This is a genomic window from Clostridium sp. LY3-2 (genome assembly GCF_024705715.1).
Lineage (GTDB): Bacteria > Bacillota > Clostridia > Clostridiales > Clostridiaceae > Clostridium.
This window is the reverse complement of the sequence record NZ_JAMDLQ010000010.1, coordinates 63,371-89,427: the sequence shown is the minus strand read 5'-3', so window position 1 is coordinate 89,427 and position 26,057 is coordinate 63,371. Positions and strand designations below refer to the sequence as shown.

The 26,057-nt window shown below is 28.1% G+C and carries 23 protein-coding genes; 22 read left to right on the top strand and 1 reads right to left on the bottom strand.

The genetic code is table 11. From position 1 onward, the window contains the following. The 21 genes from M4I33_RS02510 to M4I33_RS02410 all read left to right on the top strand — a co-directional run bounded on the left by M4I33_RS02510 (window position 1) and on the right by M4I33_RS02410 (window position 23,072). Complete coding sequence (locus tag M4I33_RS02510) at window positions 1-588, top strand: AAA family ATPase (protein ID WP_194191019.1); 588 nt, start codon at window positions 1-3, stop codon at window positions 586-588. A gap of 133 nt (window positions 589-721) precedes the next feature. After that, on the top strand, window positions 722-1,843 hold the full coding sequence (gene wecB, locus M4I33_RS02505) for a non-hydrolyzing UDP-N-acetylglucosamine 2-epimerase (RefSeq protein ID WP_257915299.1): 1,122 nt from the start codon (window positions 722-724) through the stop codon (window positions 1,841-1,843). Between the two features lie 202 nt (window positions 1,844-2,045). Beyond that, the gene (locus tag M4I33_RS02500; protein ID WP_257915298.1) at window positions 2,046-2,843 is read left to right on the top strand and encodes a phosphotransferase; all 798 of its coding nucleotides are present in this window, start codon (window positions 2,046-2,048) and stop codon (window positions 2,841-2,843) included. After that, on the top strand, window positions 2,836-3,768 hold the full coding sequence (locus M4I33_RS02495) for a DMT family transporter (protein ID WP_257915297.1): 933 nt from the start codon (window positions 2,836-2,838) through the stop codon (window positions 3,766-3,768). The genes M4I33_RS02500 and M4I33_RS02495 overlap by 8 nt, the downstream gene beginning before the upstream one ends. Before the next feature lie 14 nt (window positions 3,769-3,782). Continuing rightward, window positions 3,783-4,469 (top strand): sugar phosphate nucleotidyltransferase, encoded by a 687-nt coding sequence (locus tag M4I33_RS02490; RefSeq protein ID WP_257915296.1) that lies wholly within the window; start codon window positions 3,783-3,785, stop codon window positions 4,467-4,469. Between the two features lie 93 nt (window positions 4,470-4,562). Then, the gene (locus tag M4I33_RS02485) at window positions 4,563-6,161 is read left to right on the top strand and encodes a peptide chain release factor 3 (RefSeq protein ID WP_257915295.1); all 1,599 of its coding nucleotides are present in this window, start codon (window positions 4,563-4,565) and stop codon (window positions 6,159-6,161) included. Window positions 6,162-6,229: 68 nt separating this feature from the next. Beyond that, on the top strand, window positions 6,230-6,916 hold the full coding sequence (locus tag M4I33_RS02480) for a hypothetical protein (RefSeq protein ID WP_257915294.1): 687 nt from the start codon (window positions 6,230-6,232) through the stop codon (window positions 6,914-6,916). 113 nt (window positions 6,917-7,029) lie between these two features. Next, window positions 7,030-8,754, top strand: coding sequence for a phospho-sugar mutase (locus M4I33_RS02475; RefSeq protein WP_257915293.1), 1,725 nt, complete (start codon window positions 7,030-7,032; stop codon window positions 8,752-8,754). A 39-nt stretch (window positions 8,755-8,793) separates the two neighbouring features. Continuing rightward, window positions 8,794-9,429, top strand: a complete 636-nt coding sequence (locus M4I33_RS02470; RefSeq protein ID WP_257915292.1) for a sugar transferase — start codon at window positions 8,794-8,796, stop codon at window positions 9,427-9,429. A 16-nt stretch (window positions 9,430-9,445) separates the two neighbouring features. After that, window positions 9,446-10,498 (top strand): mannose-1-phosphate guanylyltransferase, encoded by a 1,053-nt coding sequence (locus M4I33_RS02465; protein WP_257915291.1) that lies wholly within the window; start codon window positions 9,446-9,448, stop codon window positions 10,496-10,498. Beyond that, window positions 10,491-11,618: a glycosyltransferase family 4 protein gene (locus M4I33_RS02460; RefSeq protein ID WP_257915290.1), complete on the top strand. Its 1,128-nt coding sequence runs from the start codon at window positions 10,491-10,493 to the stop codon at window positions 11,616-11,618. Before M4I33_RS02465 ends, M4I33_RS02460 begins: the two co-directional genes overlap by 8 nt. A 22-nt stretch (window positions 11,619-11,640) precedes the next feature. Next, complete coding sequence (locus M4I33_RS02455; RefSeq protein ID WP_257915289.1) at window positions 11,641-12,750, top strand: glycosyltransferase family 1 protein; 1,110 nt, start codon at window positions 11,641-11,643, stop codon at window positions 12,748-12,750. Between the two features lie 14 nt (window positions 12,751-12,764). Then, window positions 12,765-14,162, top strand: a complete 1,398-nt coding sequence (locus M4I33_RS02450) for an O-antigen ligase (protein WP_257915288.1) — start codon at window positions 12,765-12,767, stop codon at window positions 14,160-14,162. Window position 14,163: 1 nt separating this feature from the next. Next, window positions 14,164-15,261 carry a glycosyltransferase family 1 protein gene (locus M4I33_RS02445; protein ID WP_257915287.1) on the top strand — a complete coding sequence of 366 codons (1,098 nt, stop codon included), beginning with the start codon at window positions 14,164-14,166 and terminating at the stop codon, window positions 15,259-15,261. 1 nt (window position 15,262) lies between these two features. Then, window positions 15,263-16,372, top strand: a complete 1,110-nt coding sequence (locus M4I33_RS02440) for a glycosyltransferase (protein WP_257915286.1) — start codon at window positions 15,263-15,265, stop codon at window positions 16,370-16,372. Continuing rightward, the gene (locus M4I33_RS02435; RefSeq protein WP_257915285.1) at window positions 16,365-17,342 is read left to right on the top strand and encodes a glycosyltransferase family 2 protein; all 978 of its coding nucleotides are present in this window, start codon (window positions 16,365-16,367) and stop codon (window positions 17,340-17,342) included. Before M4I33_RS02440 ends, M4I33_RS02435 begins: the two co-directional genes overlap by 8 nt. A gap of 2 nt (window positions 17,343-17,344) precedes the next feature. Next, window positions 17,345-18,781 carry a flippase gene (locus M4I33_RS02430; protein ID WP_257915284.1) on the top strand — a complete coding sequence of 479 codons (1,437 nt, stop codon included), beginning with the start codon at window positions 17,345-17,347 and terminating at the stop codon, window positions 18,779-18,781. 2 nt (window positions 18,782-18,783) lie between these two features. Next, window positions 18,784-19,887, top strand: coding sequence for a UDP-galactopyranose mutase (gene glf / locus M4I33_RS02425; protein WP_257915283.1), 1,104 nt, complete (start codon window positions 18,784-18,786; stop codon window positions 19,885-19,887). A gap of 140 nt (window positions 19,888-20,027) precedes the next feature. Further along, window positions 20,028-22,562 carry a DUF4214 domain-containing protein gene (locus M4I33_RS02420; RefSeq protein WP_257915282.1) on the top strand — a complete coding sequence of 845 codons (2,535 nt, stop codon included), beginning with the start codon at window positions 20,028-20,030 and terminating at the stop codon, window positions 22,560-22,562. A gap of 21 nt (window positions 22,563-22,583) precedes the next feature. Then, window positions 22,584-22,814: a hypothetical protein gene (locus M4I33_RS02415; RefSeq protein ID WP_257915281.1), complete on the top strand. Its 231-nt coding sequence runs from the start codon at window positions 22,584-22,586 to the stop codon at window positions 22,812-22,814. A gap of 75 nt (window positions 22,815-22,889) precedes the next feature. Further along, a complete protein-coding gene (locus M4I33_RS02410; protein ID WP_257915280.1) occupies window positions 22,890-23,072 on the top strand; it encodes a hypothetical protein in 183 nt (60 codons plus the stop codon). A gap of 41 nt (window positions 23,073-23,113) precedes the next feature. Here the strand turns inward: M4I33_RS02410 and M4I33_RS02405 are convergent, their stop codons facing one another. Further along, window positions 23,114-24,787 (bottom strand): DUF6311 domain-containing protein, encoded by a 1,674-nt coding sequence (locus M4I33_RS02405; protein WP_257915279.1) that lies wholly within the window; start codon window positions 24,785-24,787, stop codon window positions 23,114-23,116. 124 nt (window positions 24,788-24,911) lie between these two features. On the opposite strand from M4I33_RS02405, the gene galE reads away from it, so the two are divergent. After that, on the top strand, window positions 24,912-25,934 hold the full coding sequence (galE, locus tag M4I33_RS02400; RefSeq protein WP_257915278.1) for a UDP-glucose 4-epimerase GalE: 1,023 nt from the start codon (window positions 24,912-24,914) through the stop codon (window positions 25,932-25,934). Window positions 25,935-26,057: the final 123 nt, after the last annotated feature.

Below are 26,057 nucleotides of genomic sequence, written 5' to 3'. Positions count from 1 at the left end.
ATGCCAAAAAGAATAGCCATCTTAGGTGGTCCAAGATGTGGTAAAACTACATTAATACAACAACTTTATGTTGATTTAAAAATAAGAGACTTAAATGTAGGTGTAGCTACAGAATATAGCACAGACTATTTAAGAGATAAAGGTATGATAGAAACTATTGCAGAGCAATACGGTATATACTTAGGACAACTTCAATTAGAAGAGTCACTAAACTGTTTTGATTATGCAATAACTGATTACGCAACATTTGTTCCATATATATACGGAAGATTTATGTTAGGCGATAAAAAAAGAACTCAAAAAGAAATTGAGATTCTAAAAGATTTATACATATTAGCATTAAGAGACTTACCAAAGTACGACCACATTTTCTTTGTTCCAAGAGAGTTTGGATATACTAGAGATGGAGTAAGATGGCAAGATGAAGAATTAGCAGAAGCTATAGATAGAGCTATATTATCATTCTTAGAAGCTGAAAATGTTAATTTTGATATAATAACTGGTTCAACAAAAGAAAGATCAGAGAAGATTTTAAAGATTGTAGGATTAGATAAATTTGAAGTAAAGGCTGCAATGCCTGAAAAATAGAATTTTAAGGTTTGGGGTGTTTAGCTTTTAGTCAAAACATCCCAAAATTTATATATTTAAGAGTATAATAGATTTATATAGAAGGATAATAAATAATAAGAGCATAAGAGGCTTGGATTTTGGAGGAATAAATATGAGAAAGATTAAGGTTTTATCAGTATTTGGTACAAGACCTGAGGGGATAAAAATGTGTCCTTTAGTTAAAGCTTTAGAAAAGGATGAAAGATTTCAGTCAATAGTATGTGTTACAGCACAACATAGAGAAATGTTAGATGCAGTTTTAGATATTTTTAAAGTTAAGCCAGATTTTGATTTAGATATAATGGCGCACGGACAGACTATAATAGATATCTCAACTAAAGTTTTAAGAGGAGTGGACGAAACTATAAAGGAATGTAAACCGGATATAGTATTAGTTCACGGAGACACTTCAACTACCTTAAACGGAGCTCTTGCAGCATTTTATAACAAGGTTCCAGTAGGGCACGTTGAAGCAGGACTTAGAACATATGATATATATTCACCATTCCCAGAAGAAGCTAATAGAAAATTAACAGGAGCAATAACAGAAATGCACTTTGCACCAACTAATACTAATAAAGCTAATCTTCTTAGAGAGGGAGTAGATGGAGAAAAGATAATAATAACTGGTAACACAGTTATAGATGCTCTTTTAAGTGTTATAGATGAAGATTTAAAATTCGAGCAAGAAGAATTAAACGATATAAACTACAAGAACAAAAAAGTAATTCTTTTAACAACACATAGAAGAGAAAACTGGGGAGAGCCTATGGAAAACATCTTTAAAGCGATGATAAGATTAGTTAAAGATAACGAAGATGTTGAAGTAATTTTCCCAATGCACAAAAACCCTTCAATAAGAGAATTAGCTCATAGATATTTCGATGAATATAAAGGAAGAGTTCATTTAATAGAGCCTTTAGAGTACGTAGAATTTGCAAACCTTATGGAAAGAGTATACTTAATAATGACAGATTCAGGTGGAATTCAAGAAGAAGCACCAACACTTGGGAAACCAGTAATGGTACTTAGAACTGAAACAGAAAGACCAGAAGCTGTAGAAGCAGGAACTATAAAGCTTGCAGGTGTAGAAGAAGATAATATCTACAACTTAGCAAAAGAGCTTATAGAAAATAAGGAAGAGTACGAAAAAATGGCTCACTCTGCAAACCCTTACGGAGATGGGAAAGCTTGTGAGAGAATATTAGATAGTATATTCAAGAAATTTAATTAGAAGTGATAAAGTGGTATTTTTATACCACTTTTTTTATTTTTCAAAAGAACAATTATATAGGGGGAATACATTTTAGAAAGAAGGGGTTTTTATAATAACTTTAGATGCTAGGTCAAACGAAAAGAAATTAATAGAAAAAACTATAAAAGAATGTTTAAAAAAAGAAAATATTAAGATAGATAACTTTATAAGAGTAGGCGGAATGACTAATAAGAATTATAAAGTTAAAACTTTAAATGAGAGTTTTGTTCTTAGATTTCCAGGAGAAGGAACAGAAAAAATAATAGATAGAAAAAGCGAAGTTTTAAATGTAAAAGCAATTTCAAATAAAGAAATAGATGTAAAAACTTTATATATTAATGAAGAAACGGGAATAAAGATAACTAAATATATTGAAGACGCGGAAACTTTAAATAATGATACAGCAAAAGAAGATAAAAACTTAAAATTAGTTTCAGAGCTTTTATTAAAATTACATAATTCAAAAATAGAAATGATAAATGAGTTTAATCCATTCTATGAGATTAAAAAATACGAAGATATAATAATTAAAAATAGATACGAATTTTACAAAGGGTATGACTCAATTAGAAATAAGGTATTAAATCTTAAAAATGATTTAGATACAAGTCTTGTACCTTCACACAATGATACTTTACCAGATAATTTTATTAAAGATAAAGATGGAAAATTATATTTAATAGACTGGGAATATAGCGGTATGAATAATAGACTTTGGGATCTAGCTGCATATTCTTTAGAAGCTGAATTATTAAACTTTGAGGAAGATAGATTTTTAAAATACTATCTTAATAGAGAAATAGAAGAAAAAGATAGACTTAATTTACTTATAAATAAAATCCTTCAGGATATTCTTTGGTCACTTTGGACAATCATTAAAGAAAACGAGGGAGTAGATTACGGTCTTTACGGTATAGATAGATATAACAGAGGTATAAAGAATTTAGAAAAGTACACTAAAGGGCTAATTTATGAATAAAAAATTTTTTAAAATAAATAAAGGTATAAGAAATGGTTTATTTTCAGCTATAACTTGGGGCGCAGATACTGCATTAGTTGGAATAGTTATAACATCGATTTCTAATATAAATTTTTATAAAGCTATATTTTTAGCGCCATTTATAACAGCATTTTTGCATGATTTATTTTCAGTTATGTGGGTAACGATTTATTTATTTTTAAGAAGAGAGTTAAAAAACTCTATTTCTAAATTAAAACTTAAAAACACAAAAGAGATTATTTTAGGAGGGTTACTTGGAGGTCCTATCGGAATGACTTGTTACCTCTTATCTATAAATTATATAGGTCCTTCTTATACAGCCTGCATTACTTCACTTTATCCAGCCTTTGGAGCCCTTTTAGCTAAAGTGATTTTAAAAGAAAAGCTTAATAAAAAGGCTTGGATAGGGATTTTACTAAGTCTTATAGGGATAGTATTTTTAAGTGATTTTATAACATTTAAAGATATAAATATATTAGGATATACTTTTGCGGCTATTTGCCTTGTAGCTTGGGGGAGCGAGGCTGTTTTATGTTCTTTAGGAACTAGAGGAGAAGAATTAGATACAGATACAGCTTTGTTTGTAAGGCAATTAACTTCAGCTATAGTGTATGGATTTTTGATAATTCCTATAATAGGAGGACTTGATTTAAATATTGCTTCTCTTTTAAAACCGGAAGTTTTAATTATTATATTTATATCACTTCTTGGAACTTCATCGTATTTGTTTTATTATAGTTCAATAAAAAAGATAGGTCCAAGCAAGGCTATGGGTATAAATATAACTTACTTTTTGTGGGCAGTTATAATTGATGCTGTAATATTAAATTCAAATATTTCATTAAAAGTAATAATAAGTGGCTGTATGATTTTGCTAGGTTCATATCTTATAGCTAAGGATTGATTAGGAGATTAATTATGAGAGCGATTATTTTAGCGGCAGGGATGGGCACAAGGCTTAGACCATTAACTATAAAAACACCTAAATCTTTAATAAAAGTTAAAGATAAACCTTTAATTGAAAGACAGATAGAATACCTTAAAGAAAAGGGAATAGATGAAATAATAGTAGTAACGGGGTATTTAAAGGAAAGCTTTGAATATCTTAAAGAAAAATATAACGTAGAACTTTTTTATAATGATAAGTATGATATTTATAATAATATTTACACTATGAATTTAGTTAAAGATTATTTAGGGGATTCTTACGTTATAGATGCAGATATATATCTAGATAGAAATATCTTTAAAAATGATATTAAAGATTCTACATATTTTTCAGTCTGCAAAGAAAAATTTAATAATGAATGGAAAATAGTATTTGATGAGAATAATAATATAGAGAAAATAGATATAGTAGAAGAGGGATTCGGCTACATCTTATCTGGAGTGTCGTATTGGAGCATTGAAGATTCTAGAATTATAAAAGAAGAGCTTGAAAGAATTATGAAAACTTCTGATTTTTCTAAGTTTTACTGGGATGATATAGTTAGGCTTAATATAGGAAAACTTAATGTTAAAATAGATAAATTAAAAGAAGATGATATTTTCGAAATAGATTCATTAGAAGAACTAGAAGAACTTAAGAGAAAACTTAACTTTTAAGGAGTTACCAAAAAAGATAATATTGTGATATAATCGGTAATAGATTATTTTTAGAATAAATTAAAGTTAATATAAATTTAAGGAGGAAAAACCTTGGCTGATTTTATAAAAGAAATAGAAAAAAGAAGAACCTTTGCGATAATCTCTCACCCTGATGCTGGTAAAACTACATTAACTGAGAAATTCCTACTTTACGGAGGAGCTATAAGACTTGCAGGTTCAGTAAAAGCAAGAAAGGCTTCAAGTCATGCAGTTTCAGACTGGATGGAGATTGAAAAACAAAGAGGTATCTCAGTTACTTCTTCAGTTATGCAGTTTAACTATAGCGGTCACTGCATAAATATATTAGATACTCCAGGGCACCAAGACTTCTCAGAAGATACATATAGAACACTTATGGCTGCGGATTCAGCAGTAATGGTAGTAGATGCTGCTAAAGGGGTTGAGGCTCAAACTAAAAAATTATTCCACGTTTGTGCACTTCGTGAAATGCCTATATTTACTTTTGTAAATAAAATGGATAGAGAAGCTAAAGATCCGTTTGGACTTTTAGAAGATATAGAAAACGAACTTGGAATTAAGACTTACCCTATGAACTGGCCGATAGGTTCAGGTAAAGAATTTAAAGGTGTTTACGAAAGAGACAATAAAAGAATCATAGCTTTTAGTGGCGGAAAACACGGATCAGAAGAAGTTGAAGCTATAGAAGGTTCTGTAGATGATCCTAAATTCAAAGAGATTTTAGGAGAAGCTCTTCACGAAAAGCTTATGGAAGATATAGAACTTTTAGATATAGCAGGGGATGAGTTTGATGTTGAAAAGGTAAGAAACGGAGAATTAACTCCAGTATTCTTTGGATCAGCACTTACAAACTTCGGGGTTGAACCTTTCTTAGAGCATTTCTTAGAGATGACAACTTCACCTTTATCAAGACATTCAAGCATAGGAAATGTAGATCCTTTTGATGATAGTTTTTCAGCTTTCGTATTTAAGATACAAGCAAATATGAATAAAGCTCATAGAGATAGAATAGCATTTATGAGAATTTGTTCTGGAAAATTCGAAAAAGGAAAAGATTATTTCCACATGCAAGGAAACAAAAAAATAAAATTAGCACAGCCTCAACAATTTATGGCTCAAGATAGAGAAATAGTTGAAGAAGCTTATGCAGGAGATATAATCGGAGTTTTCGATCCAGGTATATTCGCTATAGGAGACACTATCTGTACTCCAAGCAAGAAGTTTAAGTTCGATGGAATACCAGCCTTTGCTCCAGAGCATTACGCAAGAGTTAGACCTATTGATACTATGAAGAGAAAGCAATTCGTAAAAGGTGTTACTCAAATAGCACAAGAAGGTGCAATTCAGGTATTTAAAGAACTTCATATAGGAATGGAAGAAATAATAGTTGGTGTTGTAGGTGTAATTCAATTCGAAGTTTTAGAATACAGACTTAAGAGTGAATACAACGTAGACATCAAAATGGAAAGACTTCCTTATAGATTCGTAAGATGGATAGAAAATGATAACGACATAGATATAGAAAAACTAAACCTTACTTCAGACACTAAAAAGGTTAAAGACTTCAAAGATAGAAACCTTCTTATATTCCAAAATACTTGGGGAATAAGCTGGGCTTTAGATCACAATAAAGGTATAGTTTTATCAGATGTTGGTAAATCAGAAGAATAGAAATTTTAAGGAGGAGGGCATAAGCTTTTCTCCTTTTAACATTACTAAAGAAAAATTGGGGGATAAAATTGAATAGAGATACAAGATACATAGATGAATCAATTAAATTAGAGGGAATATACAGTGAATGCAATGAGCATTTAAGAGAACAATCTTCAAAGAGAGATCAAATTTTAGCTTTTTATGGAGCTGCTATGGGTTTTGCTATAGCAAATCTAGATAACCTTAAAAAGATAGAAAATATTTCGTATGTTTTTGTGATTATATCTTTAAGTAGTTTAATTTTAGCATTTGTAATAAAGAATTATATTTTCTGGCATGATGTTTACGTGTTTTCGGCTAGGACTTTGCAGCATATAATGTTTTTTGATCAAGGTAGAATAACAAACAATATAATAAGAAAAACATATAAGAATACACTGAGGAAGAACTTCGGTATAAAAAATTATTTTGGTAAAACAGAAGTCAAAATGTTAAACATATATTTACTAATTAGTTCTTTAAATATATACTTAATATTCTATTTTAGTGATAAACTAGGGGGATATTTTATTGTTGCGGTATGTTTAAACATTGCATATATAACATGGATTAATATCAATACATTTAAAATGATTGAGAAAAATTTTGTTGCATACGACAAAGAGAGTAATCACAAAGAAAATATATTTTTTCCTTGGTGCATAGATTTATACTCTAAAGAAAAAGACATTGTAGAAAATATTGATGTTTTTTATTCGAAAACTAAAAATTGAGTTGTTATAAGTAAAAAAGTGTAATCAGTATTAACAAAAAGAGTTAGTTATGGTACACTTTTAAGTGTTGATTTATTATAAAAATTGTAAAATTTTGCAATGTGGAGGAAAAAATGAAATTAAAAATTGAATACGACAGATGGAAAAATGATGAAATTTTCGATATAGAAACTAGACAAGAAATAAGAAGTTTAGTAGACGAAAAGGAAATTGAAGACAGATTTTATAAGGAACTAGAATTTGGTACTGGAGGATTAAGAGGAATAATAGGTGCTGGAAGCAACAGACTTAATATATATACAGTAGGGAAAGCAACTGAAGGTTTAGCAAGATATCTTTTAGATAAATATAAAGAAAACATATCAGTTGCTATAGCATACGATTCTAGAAATATGTCAACTGAATTCGCAGAGTATTCAGCAAGAGTTCTTGCTGCAAATGGGATAAAAGTAAATCTTTTTGAAAGTTTAAGACCCACACCAGAATTATCATTTACAGTTAGACATTTAGGGTGTAATGCAGGGATAGTTTTAACAGCTTCTCACAATCCTAAAGAATATAATGGTTATAAAGTATATGGTGATGATGGATGTCAGATTACAGATGAAGCAGCGAAGGCTATAATAGGGGAAATTAATAGCGTTGATTATAAAGATGTAAAAGTTATGGCTAAAGAAGAAGCTTTAGATAAAGATCTTATTAATATAATAGGTGAAGATATAGATAAAGAATTTATAAATAAACTTAAGAATTACACTATAAGAAAAGACTTAGTAAAGGCAAAGGCTAAAGAATTAAAAATCATATATACGCCGATTCATGGAACTGGATTAATGCCTTTAAAAAGAATCTTAACAGAGCAAGGATACGAAAACTTATACATAGTTAAAGAACAAGAAAAACCAGATGGAAATTTTCCAACAGCACCATATCCTAATCCAGAAGATCAAAAAGTTTTTGAATTAGCGTTAGATATGGCAAAATCTATTCAGCCAGATCTTATATTTGGAACGGATCCAGATGCTGATAGAATTGGAGTAGTTGTTAAAGATTCACTAGGAGATTATAAAATTTTAACAGGAAATCAAATAGGAACTCTATTAACTCATTATATAATAAACTCATTGAAAGAAAGTAATAGTCTTCCAAGTAATGGAGCTGTCATAAAAACAATAGTTACAACTGAAATGGCAAGAAACATATGTGAAGAAAATAATATAGAGATGTTCGATGTTTTAACAGGTTTTAAATATATAGGGGAAATGATGGGAAGATTCGAAAAGGATAATTCAAATGAATTTATTTTTGGATTTGAAGAAAGTTACGGATGCTTATATGGGGATCACGCTAGAGATAAAGATGCTATTGTCACTGGACAAATGATTTGTGAGATGGCTTTATATTATAAAGAAAAAGGACAAACTCTATATGATGCATTTAATTCTTTATGTGAGAGATTTGGATACTATAAAGAGAAATTGATATCTATAGAACTTAAAGGAAAAGAAGGACAAGAGAAAATATCTAAATGTATATCAGACCTTAGAGAGAATCCTATTTTTGAGGTTTCAGGTATTAAGGTTAAATATATAAATGATTATAAAGAATCAATATGCACTGATTTTGTAAATCAAAGCAATGAAGAGATATTATTACCTAAATCAAATGTATTAAAATATATTTTTGAAGATGATTCTTGGTTTGTTGTAAGACCTTCAGGTACAGAGCCTAAGATGAAGATTTATATAGGAATAAAGGGTTCAGATGAGAAATCATCAGAAAATAAAATTGAAAATCTAGAAAATGAAATAATGAAATTGCTTAATAAAAGTTTATAGGTAATTATTTGTTTTTTAGATAAGATTGGGAGTGAAAGAGTGGAAATTAGTAATACAGATACATCAAAAAATATACTTTATGAAATATTTAAAAGATTTATAGATATATTTGCATCACTAGTTGGGTTGATAATTTTATCACCAGTTTTGTTAATTGTATCATTGTTTATAAAGCTTGAATCCAAAGGACCTGTAATTTTTTCACAAGTTAGGGTAGGAAAAAATCTAAGTGAATTTAAGATGTATAAATTTAGATCTATGGTAGTCAATGCAGAGGAACTGAAAAATAAATTAAAAGAACAAAATGAAATGTCAGGACCTATGTTTAAAATGAAAGATGATCCAAGAGTTACTAGAATAGGCAGATTTATAAGGAAAACAAGTATAGATGAACTACCGCAACTAATTAATGTATTAAAAGGTGATATGAGTTTAGTAGGACCTAGACCATCACTTCCAAAGGAAGTCAAAGAATTTGAGCCTTGGATGCTTGAAAGGTTTAGTGTTAAACCAGGACTTACTTGTTTTTGGCAAGTTTCAGGAAGAAATAATATAGATTTCGAAGATTGGATGAAACTAGATATAAAATATGTAAGAGAAAGAAGTACATTAGTTGATATAAAGTTAGTTTTTAAAACTTTCTTTGTTTTATTCGGAGACGAAAATGCATCATAAGGGAGGAAATAAAGATATGCTATGTGCACTAATTATGGCTGGAGGAAAAGGGACAAGATTTTGGCCACTATCAACAGAAGAAAAACCAAAGCAATTTCTAAATTTAATAGGTGAAAAGACGATGATACAAATGACGGTAGACAGAGTGAAACCTATTATACCTGTGGAGAGAATATTTGTTTGTACTGGAGAACAATATGTTGATTTAGTAAGAGAACAGTTACCAGAATTACCTGAAAGAAATATAATAATTGAACCTGAAGGAAGAAATACAGCACCATGTATAGCTTTATCAGCATTTGTTATAAAAAGATATTATAAGGATGCTAGTATGATAGTTTTACCTTCAGATCATTTAATTAAAGATGAAGAAAAGTTTAGAGAAATAGTTAAGGATGGGGAAGAATATCTAAATGAAAATAATAAAGCTATAATAACTTTAGGTATGGAACCAACAAGACCAGAAACTGGATATGGATACATAAAATTTACAGATAATATGGAAAAATCTAATGAAAGTGATGTAATAAAAGTTGATAAATTTGTTGAAAAACCTTCTTTTAAAACTGCACTTGAATATTTAAAAGAGGGAAAATACCTTTGGAATGGAGGTATGTTTATTTGGACTATTGATAATATACTTTCAGAAATGAAAAAATATGCCTCTAGAACTTATGAAGCATTAAGCAACATAGAGTTATCAGAGGAAAGTGAATTACAAGATACTATAAATAAGTCATACGGCAACACAGAACCTATATCCGTAGACTATGCTATATTAGAAAAATCTAATGATATATATGTTATACCAAGTAATTTTGGATGGGATGATGTAGGTAGCTGGGAAGCACTTGATAGATATAGAGAAAAAGATACAGATGGTAATATATATATAGGTGAAGTTAAAGGGGTAGATTCAGAGAATAACTTAGTAATTTCATCACAAAACAATGTAATTATCCACGGATTAAAAGATATATATGTTATTGAAAATGATGGGCATATAATTATTGGTAAAAAAGAGGAAGTTTCAAAAATAAAGGAGCTAAAAGCAAAAATATATGGATAATAAAATCAAAGTTCTTCATATAGCACAAGCTAATGGTGGGGTTTCACAATATATAAAAACTTTTTTAAAGTATGTTGATAAAAAAAATTATCAGCATACTATTTTAGTATCAAACCAATATAGAGACGAAGAAAAAGAATATAGAGAATTGGTAGATAATATAGAATATGTAGAAATGGTAAGAGAAATTTCTTTAAAGCAAGATTTGAAATCTATTTTGTGTATTAGACGAATAATTAAAAGGTTGAATCCGGATATTATATACATGCATAGTAGTAAGGCTGGAGCTATAGGAAGAGTTGCAAGTGTTGGTAGTAAGGCAAAAATAATTTACAATGCCCATGGATGGGCGTTTGATATGGATATTAGCAATAAGAAAAAAAATATGTATATTTTTATTGAAAAAGCTTTAGCTAAGGTTACAGATAAAATAGTTTGTATTTCTAAAAATGATTATGATGTTGCAATAAAAGAAAAAATAAGTAATAAGAGCAAGTTAGAATTAATTCCTAATGGTATTGATATAGAAAAATTCGAAGAAACAAAACTTGATAATAGTATCAGAAAGAGCTATAACATACCAGACAATAATAAAATAATAGGTATGGTAGCAAGAATAAGTGAACAAAAATCTCCAAGAACATTTGTAGAGGTTGCTAAAGAAATTTTAAAGAAAAGAAAAGATGTCACATTTATTATGGTTGGTGATGGTGAGCAAAGGGCTGAAATAGAAGAGTATATTTTTCAAAATAATTTAGAAAATAATATAATTATTACAGGTTGGGTTACAAACACTATACAAATAACTAAAGGTTTTGATATTGCTATGTTAACTTCTAATTGGGAAGGGTTTGGGCTTGTAATTCCAGAGTATTTTATTTCAAAAGTACCAACAATAGCATCTAATGTTGGAGGTATAAGAAATATAATAATAAATGATAAAAATGGTATTTTAGTATCAAACCAAGATATAAATGAATATTGCAAATCAATTGAAAGGTTATTAGATGATGATAAGTATTATAACAAAATAATGAATAATGCTTATAAAGATGCCAAAGAAAATTTTGATATAAAAAGGGTTGTAAAACAACATGAGAAATTTTTTGGTGAAACTTAATTAATGATTGTGAGGAATAAAATTGAAAAAAACAGTTATTTTTAATGCGTTGCAAACAAGCTTGAGCGGTGGGATAGGTAGATATTGCTATGAAATATCTAAATCAATGTATGATAATAAAGGGGATATTAATTTAAAAATTGTTATAAGAAAAGAAGATAAGGATAAATATCTATTTGCGGAAGATAAAGATTTAATAATAATAGAGGGTATAACTAATGGGATAAAAAGAAATATTTTTGAACAGTTTAAATTACCAAAGCTTATAGAGGGAAATTATCCAGATGCATTAATTCATTATCCAGATACTATGGCACCAATTTTCTCCAAGAATAAAATAGTGACTACAATGCATGATATGGCATTTAGAACTTTAGAAGATGAATTTTCATTTAAAACAAAACTTTGGAAAAAATTTATTACAGGAAAATCTGTAAAAAAAGTTGATAAAATTGTTGCTATAACTAATTTTACAAAAAGTGAAATAGAAAAATATTATCCAGAGCAATCAAATAAAATAAATGTAATTTATAATGGATTTAATGATTTTAGCAGTGAGCCAATAGTAATTAAAAATATTAATGAAGGTATAAAAAATATTTCTGGAAAATTTATTTTATCTGTAAACACTATTACGCCAAGAAAAAATATATCCGGTATAATAAATTCTTTTAATCTAATCAAGGAAAAAACAGATGCAAAACTTGTTATAGCAGGCGGAAATGGGTATAAATCTGAAGAAATATTTGATTTGAGTAAAAAATTAGATTTAGAGGATAGAATAGTTTTCACAGGAAAAATTAATGATGACGAACTTAAATATTTATATAAAAAAGCTGCTTTATATATCTATATATCATTTTACGAAGGGTTTGGATTATCGCCGTTAGAAGCTATGAGTTATGGAGTGCCTACTATAGTTTCAAATGTAACTTCGATTCCAGAAGTAGTTGGTAATAGAGCTATAAAGGTAGCACCAAATGATACAGAAGAGATTGCTAAAAATATGTATAAATTATTAGAAGATAACAAGTTTAGAGAAAGTATACTAGAAAAAATGTATACAGAAAAAGTTGGATTTTCGTGGGGGAAATCAGGGAAAGAAATGATAGAATTATATAAAAATATTTAATTAAAGGAGACGGTATGGAAGTAACAGTAATTGGATGGATTGTTATAGCACTATCTATATATGGATTAATAAAAAGTGAAAAATTCTTGTTATATATTACTGTATTTTTTTCAACATTTACAGCAGCATCAGCTTTAAATATAGAAAAGACAGTTACAGGAATTGCTCCATTTTATATTTGTGGAGGACTTTGGATAATAAAAACAATAATATCGAATAAAAATTTATTTACACTTAATAATTTAAAATTTGAATTAAAAACTAATAAATTAATACGCGCATTATTAATTTTTATTATTGTAATAGTAGTTGGAGAGTTATTAAGATTTTTTAATTTTATGCCAATTACATATAATGATCTTAATGCAAATACATCTAATAATATTAGTTTTACGGGGAGTAATATTACGCAACCTATATATTTGTTTTTTATGTTAGTTATAGCTATGCTAATAAGCATAACTGTAAAAGAAAAAAGAGTATTTAAAAATATTATTATTTCATTTGCTATGAGCAGTATTTTTGCTATAGTTTGGGGTATATTACAGTTCTGTATGTATTACTTGAATATAGAATATCCCGCATATCTATTTAATAATAATATTGCACTTGGACAATTATATTTTCAAATGGTTTATGGAATAAAAAGAGTAAATTCAATAGCGTTAGAACCTTCTACATTTGCACTTAATTTATTGCAATTCTTACCTTTAATTTTGGTGTTATGGCTAGCAAATAAAAAAATAAGTAAAAGTGAAAAAAAATCAAATATTGTATTAATATTAATAATTTTTATAACACTAGCAGTTGCAGTTTTAACAACTTCATCTACAGCATATTTAGGTATAGGAATACTTATAATTGCAACAACTATATATGTTTATGTATTTTCAATAAAAGGCGAGGAGTTATATCAAAATCGTAATAGGATTTTGATATTTTATATAATAGGTTTAATCAGTTTAATTGCAATATATATTTTGGCGGTTAAGGTATTTAATATATATTGGGGAACTTTAGTAGATGCCTTTAGAGATATGACCGTAAATAAAAAGAATTTGGAATCAGGACAGTTAAGAGGGAATGCTGTAGAGATGTCATTGAGTATTTTAAAACAATCACCTCTTTTTGGGGCAGGATTTGGTTCATTTAGATCTCTAGATACTATTACGAATTTATTAGCTAATACTGGTATATTAGGTATATTATCATATATTTATATTATCTTTATTACAATAAAGCAAGCATTAGTAAAAAGAAAAAATAATGAAACTATGAGCGTTATATTAATTCTTATGGTACTTATGCCTACGATAGGGTTATGCATATCTATACCTGATCTTAATTTCGGATATTATTGGATAATTATATCTGTTACTTATAGTTACTTTAATTTAAAAAGGAGAATTTGATTTGAAAATAGCAATTGATGGTAGACCACTAATCGAAAAAAAAACTGGAATAGGATATTACTTAGATTACCTTTTAAGAAATATTCTAGAAAATGATAAAGAAAATGAATATTTTTTGTTTTCGGATAGGAAAGTTTATTTTGAAGGTGAGAAATATAAAAATTTAAAAATAATAGAGGATGATAAAGGAAAGTTTAAAAAGACTATTTGGTATTTAATTAAGACAAAATCCTTATGTAATAAATATAAAATAGATGTTTTTTGGGGAACTCAGCACGTATTACCTTTTAACATGAGTGGATTAAAACAAATCCTTACAGTACATGATTTAGTTGCTTTTGATTTTAAAGATACAATGAGTACTTATAATAAAATAATAAATAAATTACTTATTCCTAAATCAATAAAGAAAGCAGACAAAATAATAGCTGTTTCTAAATCAACAAAAGAGAGAATCAATTATCATTTTCCTAAAATTAAAAATGATAAAATAAAAGTTATTTACGAAGATGTTGTAGTTGAAAAGAGTAAAGACCCTATAAATGATAGTTTATTAAGAGATAAAAGTATAGAAAAAAAACAATATTTAATGTTTTTAGGTACAATAGAACCACGTAAAAATATAAAAACACTGATAAAAGCTCTAGATATAATAAATAAATCAGAAAATTTAAAACTTGCAATATGCGGTAAGTATGGTTGGAAATGTGATGAAGAAAGAAATTTAATAGAAAAAAATAAAAAAAATATAGTATTTTTTGATTATGTAACTGATGATGAAAAAAATTATTTAATGAAAAATTCTTTCGCATTTATTTTCCCATCTTTATATGAAGGATTTGGGTTACCAGTTTTAGAGGCGATGAGAAATGGAACTATTGCTATAGTTTCAGATAACACTTCTCTTAAAGAGCTTATAGAAATAGATGAATTAAAGTTTGATACTATGGATTATGAAGAGCTAGCAGATAAAATATTAAACCTTTATAAAGATAAAGAACTTTATAATAAAGCATTAGGCTATTGTGAAAAAAGAGAAAAAGATTTTTCTTGGGATAATATAGCTAAAGAATACATTGATGAGATAACTAGGTGGTAATATGAAGATTTGTTTTATAGTAGGTGCATTTCCTAATATGAAATGTGGTGTTGGAGATTACACACACATGTTAGCAAAATGCTTGTCAGAAGAAAATGATGTTGAAATAATAACATCATCTAAAGTCAAATTTAAAAATAATGACAATACCAATAGAGTAAAAGTTCATGGGATAGTAGATACATGGGATTATTCTTCAAAAAAAATAATATTAAAAAAGATATCTGATATAAATCCTGATATTGTGCATATACAGTATCCAAGTGATGAGTATGGAAAATCATTTTTTATAAACTTCTTGCCAAGATATATAAAAAAAAGAGTTGGGTGTAAGGTAGTTCAAACAGTACACGAGTACTTAAGTTATACTACTAAGGGTAAATTGAGGAATCTTATTAATTATAAAAATGCTGATAATATAGTAGTTGTTGAAAAGCAGTACAAGCCGATGATTAAATCATTTGGAGGTGTATTATCGAAAAATTTACCATTAAAATATATACCAATAAGTTCTAACATACCTAAAAGTGAAATAAATGATACGGGAATTTCAGAAATTAGAGAAAGATTAAATTCTAAAGAGTGTATATTGATTTCATTTTTTGGATTTATTAATGAATTAAAGGGGATAGAAACTTTAATATCATCTATATCAGAACTTATTAAAAAAGGTGAAAATATAAAACTTTTAATTTTGGGAGAACTGAATTTAGAAAACGAATATCATAAAAAAGTATTAAGTTTAATAGAAAACAATAATATTAAGGATAATGTTATTGTTACCGGATTTGTTGAGTCAATACATGAGGTTTCTGATTATCTTAAATCAAGTGATATGAGTATATTGCCTTTTAGAGATGGAGTATCAGAAAGAAATGGAAGTTTTTTAGCAGCGTATAGTCAGGATATTCCTATCATAACTACATCTAATGAATTACAAGATTTTGATGGCGTGTTTTATGTTAAACCTGGTGATTCAAAAGGGATAGTTAATAAATATTATGAAGTGAAAAATAGCAATGAAAAATATAAAAGAAACATCATCTCTTGGGATGATATTAAAGAAGAACATATTGATATATATAAGCAAGGAGATATAGATAATGAATAAAGTAATAGCAGTTACTGTTACATATAATAGGGCGGATACACTAAAAAAGACAATTGATGCTTTAACTAATCAGGAGTATAAGTTAGAGAAAATAATAGTTGTTGATAATGATAGTAATGCAGAAAATAAAAGAAAACTTAGAGAAATTGCTAGAGAGAATGAGTTAGTAGAAGTAATATGGAAAGAAGACAATCTTGGTGGTGCTGGTGGGTTTTATTATGGAATGAAACTAGCTAAAGAAAAATATAACCCGGATTGGTACTGGATTATGGATGATGATGCTTATCCAACAAAAGAATGCTTAAAAAAATTAATTGAGGCTAACATGGATTTAAAAGATGTTGGATTTCTAGCTCCTGCAATTTATGGTATAGATAATGAAGAATATCAAATGTACCATCATAAATTTATATCAGGTGATAAAGTTAATGATGTTACAGCGGTAGAAAAATATGATAATTTAGATAATATAACAGAGATTGAAGCAAATGCATTTGTGGGGCCGTTGTTTTCAAAAGAAGCAGTTGAAGCAGTTGGATTACCTGATAAAGGGTTATTTATCTATGGGGATGATACAGAGTACACGTATAGAGTATCAAGAAAATACAAAGGATATGTGGTAAAGTCAGCGATAATAAATCATCAGGATCCACCATATCAAGGTAAGGTTGTAGCACCAGAGGGATGGTGGAAAGAATATTATATGTTTAGAAATAGATTTTTCTTTATAAATGAATTTATTGAAGATTCAGGTGAAAGGAAAAAATCACAAAGAACATTAAAAAAAGAATTATATAGAAGAATTTTAGCCACATGCATAAAAGGACACTATAAAGGGTTTAGAAAATTAAGAATAGGAACTTTAAAAGCTGCTATTGATGATGGAATGAACAATAACAGTGGTAAAACTATAGATCCAGGAAATTATATTGGTAAAGTAAAAGACTTGAGAAAGAAAATCGAGGGATAGAAATGAGTCTTAAGAAGAACTTCTTTTATAATACAATTTATCAAATATTAATATTACTATTACCAATGGTAACTGTACCCTATATATCTAGGGTATTAGGACCACAAGGAATAGGGGAGTATTCTTATACTAATTCTTATGCACAATATTTTGTTTTGCTAGGAATGATAGGGATATCACTTTATGGAAATAGACAAATTGCATATACTAAAAAGAATAAGGAAAAAATGTCATTAGAGTTTTGGAATATTTATACATTGCAATTATTGACGACTATTCTTTCCTTAGTTGTATATATAATAATATTTGTAATAATTAATAAAGATAATAGGCTATTATATGGAGTACAGGCAATAACAATAGTTTCAGCAACATTTGATATATCATGGTTCTTTATAGGATATGAAGATATGAAAAGTGTTGTATTAAGAAATACAATAGCTAAAATTATAGGTGTATTATTAATTTTTATCTTAGTTAAAGATAGTAGTGATGTAGTTATTTATGCAGCTATAATGGCTATAACTATGCTACTAGGACAAGTTATTATGTGGAAAGAGCTGAAGGGAAAGGTGATATATAAAAAACCATGTTTTAAATATATGGTTAAGCACCTTAGGCCTTCATTAGCGTTATTTATTTCTCAATTAGCTATGCAGGTATATGTTCTTTTAGATAGAACTATGCTTGGGTTTATGACAAATGATTCACAGGTAGGACTATATGATAATTCCCAAAAAACCATTAAGCTTGTTTTAGCATTAGTTACATCAGTAGGGACAGTTATGTTGCCTAGAATGAGTAGTCTTTATTCAGAGGGGAAAATGGATGAATTTAAGGACATGGTATATAAAGCCTTTTCTTTTATAAACTTCGTAGCATTTCCAATGACATTCGGGCTTTTAGCTATATCTAAGGATTTTTCAAGTTGGTTTTATGGACCTAGTTTTAATGGGATACAAATATTACTAATTATCGGCTCTTTTTTAATTTTAGCAATTAGTTGGAGTAATATATTAGGTATACAAGTAATGCTCCCTATGAGGATGGAAAGACAATTTACAATTTCTGTTTGTGTTGGTGCAGTTGTAAATGTTATATTGAATATACTTTTAATTCCTACATTATTTTCTTTAGGTACAACATTTGCATCAGTTATTGCTGAATTTGCAGTTACCTTAGTACAAGTATTATTTTTGAGAAAATTTGTAGATTTGAATAAAATTATTAGAACTGTATGGAAGCCATTAGCAGGATCTATAATAATGATGACAGTAGTTTTTATAGTAGAAAAATATATACATATTAATGGGATTTTAGCAACAATAGTTCAGACTGGAATAGGGATAATAATATATATTTTAGTTATGGCAATTTTAAAAAGTAGTGTTTTAAATTTTGCATTAAAAGAAATTAAAAGTAAAATTGGAGGAAAGTAATTATGAAAAAATATGACTATCTAATAGTAGGTGCGGGACTATTTGGAGCTGTATTTGCTTATGAGGCGAAGAAAATCGGAAAAAAATGCTTAGTTATTGATAAGAGAAACCATATAGGTGGAAATGTATATTGTGAAGAAATAGAAGGAATAAATGTACATAAATATGGAGCTCATATTTTTCACACAAGTAACAAAAAAGTTTGGGACTATGTAAATAGTTTTGTAGAATTTAATAGATATACTAATTCACCGGTAGCGAATTATAAAGGAGAATTATATAATTTACCTTTTAATATGAATACATTTTATTCATTATGGAAAGTTAAAACTCCTAAAGAAGCTTTAGAAAAAATTGATGAACAAAGAAGAGAAGCGAATATAAAAGAACCTAAAAACTTAGAAGAGCAAGCTATAAGTCTAGTTGGAAATGATATATATCAAAAACTTATAAAAGGTTATACAGAGAAGCAGTGGGGGAAAAAAGCAACTGAATTACCTGCTTTTATAATTAAAAGATTACCTGTAAGGTTAACTTTTGATAATAACTATTTCAATGATAAATATCAAGGTATCCCAATAGGAGGATATAACAAAATAATAGAAAAGATGTTAGAAGGAATAGATGTAAAGCTTTCTACAGATTATTTCGATAATAAAAGTGAATTAAATAGTGTTGCAAACAAAGTGATTTTTACGGGAATGATTGATGAGTATTATGAGTATAAATTTGGGACTTTAGAATATAGAAGTTTAAAATTTGAAAATGAGACTTTAGATGAAGGAAATTATCAAGGAAATGCTGTAATAAACTATACAGAATATGAGGTTCCATATACTAGAATAATAGAACATAAGCATTTTGAATATGGAACTCAAGAGAAAACTGTAATTACTAAGGAATATCCTTCTAATTGGGAAAAAGGTGATGAACCGTATTATCCTGTTAATGATGATAAAAACACAGAGATATATAATAAATATAAAGAAGAAGCTGATAAAGAGGAAAATGTTATTTTTGGTGGCAGATTAGCAGAATATAAGTATTATGATATGCACAATGTTATAGAAAGTGCTTTAAATTTATGTAAAAAAGAATTATATTAAAAAATAATGTAAAAAAATTCATAAAATGATATAATAAAAAAGGTTAAAATTATTCATAATTTTAACTTTTTTGATGTATTTTTCAATAATACATCAATCTAAAACTTAAATGTCGTTTAGTACATATTCAGGGGGGAATTATGAAAAGAGTATTAATTAGTATTTTAATCGCATCTTCTGTAGTTTTCGGAGCTCAAGAGGTTGCAAGTGCAGCAAATCAAAAAAATATTGAAGTAAATCAAAATCAAAGTAAGAGTAGCATAAATAATTGCGAGATATTTATAACTAGATTATTCCAAGGGTTCTTAGGAAGACAGCCAGATAAAGGTGGACTAGATTACTGGTCAAATGAACTTTATAAAAATAATGCCTCAGTTTCAGATGTGGTTGTTCAAATGATTAACAGCGAAGAATTTAAAGCCAAAAAATATAGCAATAGAGAATTTGTTGATTCTATATTTAAAGGATTATTCGGTCGTGAAAGCGATAAAGCAGGGTTAGATTATTGGACAAAATCTTTAAATAGTGGGAATTCAAAAGAGTTTGTGTTATCTAAAATGATGAATTCAGAGGAATTTAAGGAGTATCTTTCAGGACTAGGTATAAACAATATAGGTACAATAAAATTAGATAGAAACGATAAAAAAGGTGAAATATCAGGATTAGTAAATCAATTTTTCATAGGTTTCCAAGGTAGAGAAGGAGATAAAGGAGGATTAGATTACTGGACTTGCGAAATAGTAAATAATAGAAGAAGCATAGCTAATGTAATTGAAGGTTTTATGGATAGTGATGAATTTAAGAGTAAAAATTACACTAATTCACAATTTGTAAAAGCAATGTTTAAAGGTATTTTAGGTAGAGATGTAGATAAAGCTGGGCTTGAATATTGGACTGAATCTTTAAATAAAGGAAATTCTAAAAGGTTTGTTGTTTCAAGAATGATGGATTCAAAAGAATTTAAAGAAAAACTTAATGATTTAAGCATAGATAACATAGGATCAATTAAGGTTGATAGATATGATAAAAAAGGAGAAATATCAGGAGTTGTAAACCAATTCTTTATAGGTTTTCAAGGTAGAGAAGGGGATAAAGGCGGTTTAGATTACTGGACTGGAGAAATAGTAAATAATAGAAGAAGCGTTGCAAATGTAGTAGAAGGATTTATGTATAGTGAAGAATTTAAAAGTAAAAACTATACAAATTCACAGTTTGTAAAAGCAATGTTCAAAGGGATTTTAGGTAGAGATGTTGATAAAGCAGGACTTGATTATTGGACAGACTCTTTAGAAAAAGGTAATTCAAGAAAATTTGTAGTATCTAGAATGATTCAATCAGAAGAATTTAAAAATAAATTAAATGAATTAGATGTTACTAATATAGGTTCAATATCTATTGATAGATATGATCAAAAAGGAGAGATATCAGGGGTAGTAAATCAGTTTTTCCTAGGATTCCAAGGAAGAGAAGGGGATAAAGGTGGTTTAAACTATTGGACTGATGAAATAGTAAACAATAGAAGAAGTGTTGCAAATGTAGTTGAAGGATTTATAGATAGTGATGAATTTAAAAGTAAAAATTATACTGGTGAAGAATTTATAAATGCTGTTTATACTGCAATACAAGGTAGAAAACCTGGAAGAGATGAATTTAATTATTGGTTAGGTGAATTAGTTAATGGTAAGAGTCAAAAATATATAATTTCATCTATATTTAGCTCAGAAGAATTTAGTAATAAATTAAAAGGGTTAGGCATCGATAATATTGGTAAAATAGCCCTTTCTGATAAAGATGTACAAGCTAATATAGCGAAAGCAAAGATAATTAATGCAACTATGAATCTAAGAAGCAAGCCGAGTTTACAATCTCAAGTACTAACTACTATGAAGCCAGGATCAGATGTAGTTGTTCTTGAAAGAGTAAAAGGTGATTTAACATATTACAAAGTAAGATATTTAAGTGATGGAAAAATATTTGAAGGTTATGTAAGTAATATGCTAAATGGAATGACTGTAGTTCAGGTATATAAAGATAATAATAGCAATGACTTTTTAGGAGTCTTATCTGAAAAATATGAATCAAATGGAGATCCAGGAAGTGTATCTTCTGGGGTAGGTGATTATGGCGGTAAGTCTTATGGTGCTTGGCAATTCTCATCTAAAATGGGATCTTTAGATGGATTTGTTAATTGGTTACAAAATCATAATTATGGATTTTATAAGAGTCTTATGGATGCTAGAAAAAAAGATGGGAATACTAATTGTGGACCTGAATTTGATAAAGCTTGGAAAAAATTAGCTAATGATCATTATAACGATTTTTATAATTTACAACATCAATATGTAAAAGAAAATTTTTATGATCAACTTTTAACAAGATTATTAACAACTGGCGATTACTCAAAAGTTTTATCAAGCTTTGCTGTTAGAAATGCAATTTGGTCAACTGTAGTGCAACACGGAGTAGGTGGAGCATATAGTATAATAAGTCCTTTAAAATTTGAGAAGGATCCAGCTCAATTTGTAAAGAAAATTTATGCTGAAAGAGGAAGAACTAATTCTGATGGAGTTTTAGTACATTTCTATAGTAGCTCACCTGCAGTTCAAGCTGGAGTAGCTAAAAGATTTAAAAACGAAGAAAAAGATGCTTTACAAATTTATAATTACGAAAAGTAAAAGAATTTAAGAGGTTTTAAAATGTCTAAAAAAACAAAGATAATCACTTTTTCATTAGTTATAGTTGCTATAGTAATAGGAATTTGTAGTTTTAGTTTATTTTCTGATGGAAAAAAGACAGAAGAAAATAATAATCAAAACACAATAACAAAGACTGATGAAGATAAAAAAACTGATAATACAGATAAGAAAAATATAGATACAAAAAAAGAAGATGAAAAAAAAGATAAAAAAACTGAACCTAAAGAATAAGTAAAAAAAGAACCTAGTAAACCTAAAAAAGAAGAAATAAAAAGTGGGTTTACAAAGGATAAAGCTATATCTTTAGTGGAAAAGAAATATGGTAAAGACGACGATACTATATATTCATCATCGGATAATATTCAAAATTTGAATGGAAAAGAAGGATATATAGTTCAAGTAAAATCTAAAAGTTTAATGAAGCAAGGCGGAACGGGTGTGGTATTCACGGTTTTAGTTACACCTAGTGGAGAACTAATAGAAATGTAAATAAAAGAAGCAACTAACAATAGATGTTAGTTGCTTCTTTTTTATTTTGTTAAATTAATGCCTAGAGCTTTCGAGTTAAAGGCTAATGTAAAACCATTTACATTAATAATATCTAAATCTTTAATTTTTTTAGATTTAAGTTCAGTAATTAATGAATAATCAGTTAGTATGAAAAGAGTATTAACATCGTAATTACCTTTTAATAAATCGTCAAATGATTTGTTAGTTTCATTATTTAAAACTGTATTATCGGCGTGAGCGACATATCCTATGTTTAATGTAATATTATTAGGAGCCGCAAAATATGAAAAATTATCGTAGTTGTTTTGGCTAAAAGGAACAACTATAATATGCTCTATTTTTTTTGATAATTCAGACCATAAGTTAGATTGTAGCGGGTTCGCATGAGATATTTCATTAGTGAAAAAAGCATTTTTTGACTTTAGAACAGACGAAATATCATATATTTGAATAAATGTAATAATAAATATCACAATACAAGCCACAAATTTTGATTTGAATTTCTTATACATAGATATTATTAATATAAAAGTAAAAATATAAGTACAAGCCCAAAATAATCTTCCACTTGATCTAAAGATAGACCAAACCTTTAATATACTTTCAGGTAAGGCAAAAGTTAATATTTTATGAGAGTTAAAAGTAATACATGGGCTTAAAGAGGATATAAGTGAAATTAAATATATTGCTCCTAAAGGAATGAGATATTTTAAGTACTTATTTTTAAATTTCTTAAAATCTGATAAATTAGGAGTAAAGTCTTTAAAATATAGTCCTATACATATTGGAATAAGTAAAATTACGCCAAGCCCTAAATATTGAAATCCTTCGTACTGACCTTCTGTAGCGGTAGCTAATGGGTTTAAAATTCTTGACCAATCTAAAGGGTTAAACCATGCATTTAAATTCATAGAGTAAATTCCGAGACCATAAACCACTTCTTGATTTGTATTTAAAAACCCACCTATAATCCAAAAAGTTATACCTCCAAAGATGGATGGCAGAAGAAAATTGATTAATGACTCCTTTATTGACTTATTGATTATATAAGTATATATGCTAACACCTAAGAGTAAAACTAGTACAATAAATGTTAGATAGGGATGAATTAAAACAGAACATATAACAATTAATGACCAAGTTAAAATTCTTTTAAATGTGGTTTTAAAACTATCTGTATATACCATAGCTGCGATAGCTGCTAATATAATCCAATGACTAGCTAAAGCGGTATGAATAAACATTTTCATTAAGCAGGTTGGACTTAATATTATTAATATAGAAGAGATAAATATATAGAACCTGTTTTTTATATATTTTGATAATATTAATACTGAAAACAAACCTGCAAGCATAAATGATATGCATCCCCAGATTCCAAAATACTGAAAGGATTCTGGAAGTACGGGTGATAGAAGTTTAAAAATTATAGCGAATAATGGAATTGAATCCATATAGGTTATGCTAGTTCCAAATGGGTAAATAAGGTTTGATATTTTACCTATAGGAAAGGTCCAAGGTTCGTTTCTAAAGTAATCCCAACCTATATAATGCTGAGTTAAATCTCCAGAATTTTTTAGCCAATCAACATTGGTTACATCTAAAACTTTAAATCCATAAATCGATACAAAGCATATAAAGCCTAAAACTAGACCTATAATGAGGTTTGTAAGTACATACGTATTTTTTTTCATAAGTTAAATTTCTCCTTAATTTCATTCTTTATAAATTATAGTATAAAATTCATATATTAAAAAGATATTTAAAAAAAATGCTAAAAAATGTTATACTAAACATATAAAAAATAGGAGGTAATTTATGAAAATTTTAATTACAGGTGGACTTGGATATATAGGAAGTCATACTACGGTAGAGCTTTTTAAACAAAATGATGAGATTATAGTAGTAGATAATTTAATTAATAGTAGAATAGAAATATTAGATCAAATCGAAAAAATATCTGGAAGAAAACCTAAGTATTATAATGTTGACGTATTAGATAAAGAAAATTTAGATAAAGTATTTAAAGAAAATGAAATAGATGCAGTAATTCACTTTGCAGCACTTAAGGCGGTAGGAGAATCTGTAGAAAAACCATTAGAATATTATCATAATAATATAAGTGGAACTATAAACTTATTAAATGTTATGAGAGAAAATAATGTAAAGAAAATAATATTTAGTTCTTCGGCTACAGTTTATGGAGATAGCGAAGTAATGCCAGGTCATGAGGAACTGCCACTTATGCCAGCTACAAACCCTTATGGAAAAACTAAGGTTATGATGGAAGAAATTTTAACAGACGTTCAAAAGTCTGATGACGAATGGGATGTTGTCCTATTAAGATATTTTAATCCAGTAGGAGCACACGAAAGTGGACTTATAGGAGAATTACCGAATGGAATTCCAAGTAACTTAATGCCTTATGTTTCTAAAGTTGCAGCAGGAGAATTAGAATTTTTAAATGTATTCGGAGATGATTACGATACTATAGATGGTACTGGGGTTAGGGATTATATCCACGTTGTAGATTTAGCTAAAGGGCATGTTGCTGCAATTAATCTTTTAAGAGAAAGATGTAATTTAAAAGTATATAACCTAGGAACTGGTAACGGATATAGCGTTTTAGAAGTTATAAAAGCTTTTGAGAAAGCATCAGGGAAAAAAATTAATTATAAAATTGCACCTAGAAGAGCTGGGGATATCGGAACTTGTTATGCTATTCCGACTAAAATTGAGGCAGAATTAGGTTGGAAAGCAGAAAAAGATATAGATGATATGTGCGAAGATTTTTGGAGATGGCAAAAAACAGGATTAAAAGAAATTATTAATAAAAAATAAAGATTTTTTAAAAAAATACGATAATAATTTAAAAAGAAAAAGCTAAGAATAGAAACTTAGCTTTTTTATTTTGATTATCCAAAAATAATAAAGTTGATTAAAGTCGAAATATTAACTGCTTTT

Excerpts from the sequence above, each read along its gene's own strand:
- M4I33_RS02510 (WP_194191019.1), top strand. The coding sequence starts at position 1 with ATGCCAAAAAGAATAGCCATCTTAGGTGGTCCAAGATGTGGTAAAACT.
- wecB (WP_257915299.1), top strand. The coding sequence starts at position 722 with ATGAGAAAGATTAAGGTTTTATCAGTATTTGGTACAAGACCTGAGGGG.
- M4I33_RS02500 (WP_257915298.1), top strand. The coding sequence starts at position 2,046 with ATGACTAATAAGAATTATAAAGTTAAAACTTTAAATGAGAGTTTTGTT.
- M4I33_RS02495 (WP_257915297.1), top strand. The coding sequence starts at position 2,836 with ATGAATAAAAAATTTTTTAAAATAAATAAAGGTATAAGAAATGGTTTA.
- M4I33_RS02490 (WP_257915296.1), top strand. The coding sequence starts at position 3,783 with ATGAGAGCGATTATTTTAGCGGCAGGGATGGGCACAAGGCTTAGACCA.
- M4I33_RS02475 (WP_257915293.1), top strand. The coding sequence starts at position 7,030 with ATGAAATTAAAAATTGAATACGACAGATGGAAAAATGATGAAATTTTC.
- M4I33_RS02465 (WP_257915291.1), top strand. The coding sequence starts at position 9,446 with ATGCTATGTGCACTAATTATGGCTGGAGGAAAAGGGACAAGATTTTGG.
- M4I33_RS02460 (WP_257915290.1), top strand. The coding sequence starts at position 10,491 with ATGGATAATAAAATCAAAGTTCTTCATATAGCACAAGCTAATGGTGGG.
- M4I33_RS02450 (WP_257915288.1), top strand. The coding sequence starts at position 12,765 with ATGGAAGTAACAGTAATTGGATGGATTGTTATAGCACTATCTATATAT.
- M4I33_RS02440 (WP_257915286.1), top strand. The coding sequence starts at position 15,263 with ATGAAGATTTGTTTTATAGTAGGTGCATTTCCTAATATGAAATGTGGT.
- M4I33_RS02435 (WP_257915285.1), top strand. The coding sequence starts at position 16,365 with ATGAATAAAGTAATAGCAGTTACTGTTACATATAATAGGGCGGATACA.
- M4I33_RS02430 (WP_257915284.1), top strand. The coding sequence starts at position 17,345 with ATGAGTCTTAAGAAGAACTTCTTTTATAATACAATTTATCAAATATTA.
- glf (WP_257915283.1), top strand. The coding sequence starts at position 18,784 with ATGAAAAAATATGACTATCTAATAGTAGGTGCGGGACTATTTGGAGCT.
- M4I33_RS02420 (WP_257915282.1), top strand. The coding sequence starts at position 20,028 with ATGAAAAGAGTATTAATTAGTATTTTAATCGCATCTTCTGTAGTTTTC.
- M4I33_RS02415 (WP_257915281.1), top strand. The coding sequence starts at position 22,584 with ATGTCTAAAAAAACAAAGATAATCACTTTTTCATTAGTTATAGTTGCT.
- M4I33_RS02405 (WP_257915279.1), bottom strand. The coding sequence starts at position 24,787 with ATGAAAAAAAATACGTATGTACTTACAAACCTCATTATAGGTCTAGTT.
- galE (WP_257915278.1), top strand. The coding sequence starts at position 24,912 with ATGAAAATTTTAATTACAGGTGGACTTGGATATATAGGAAGTCATACT.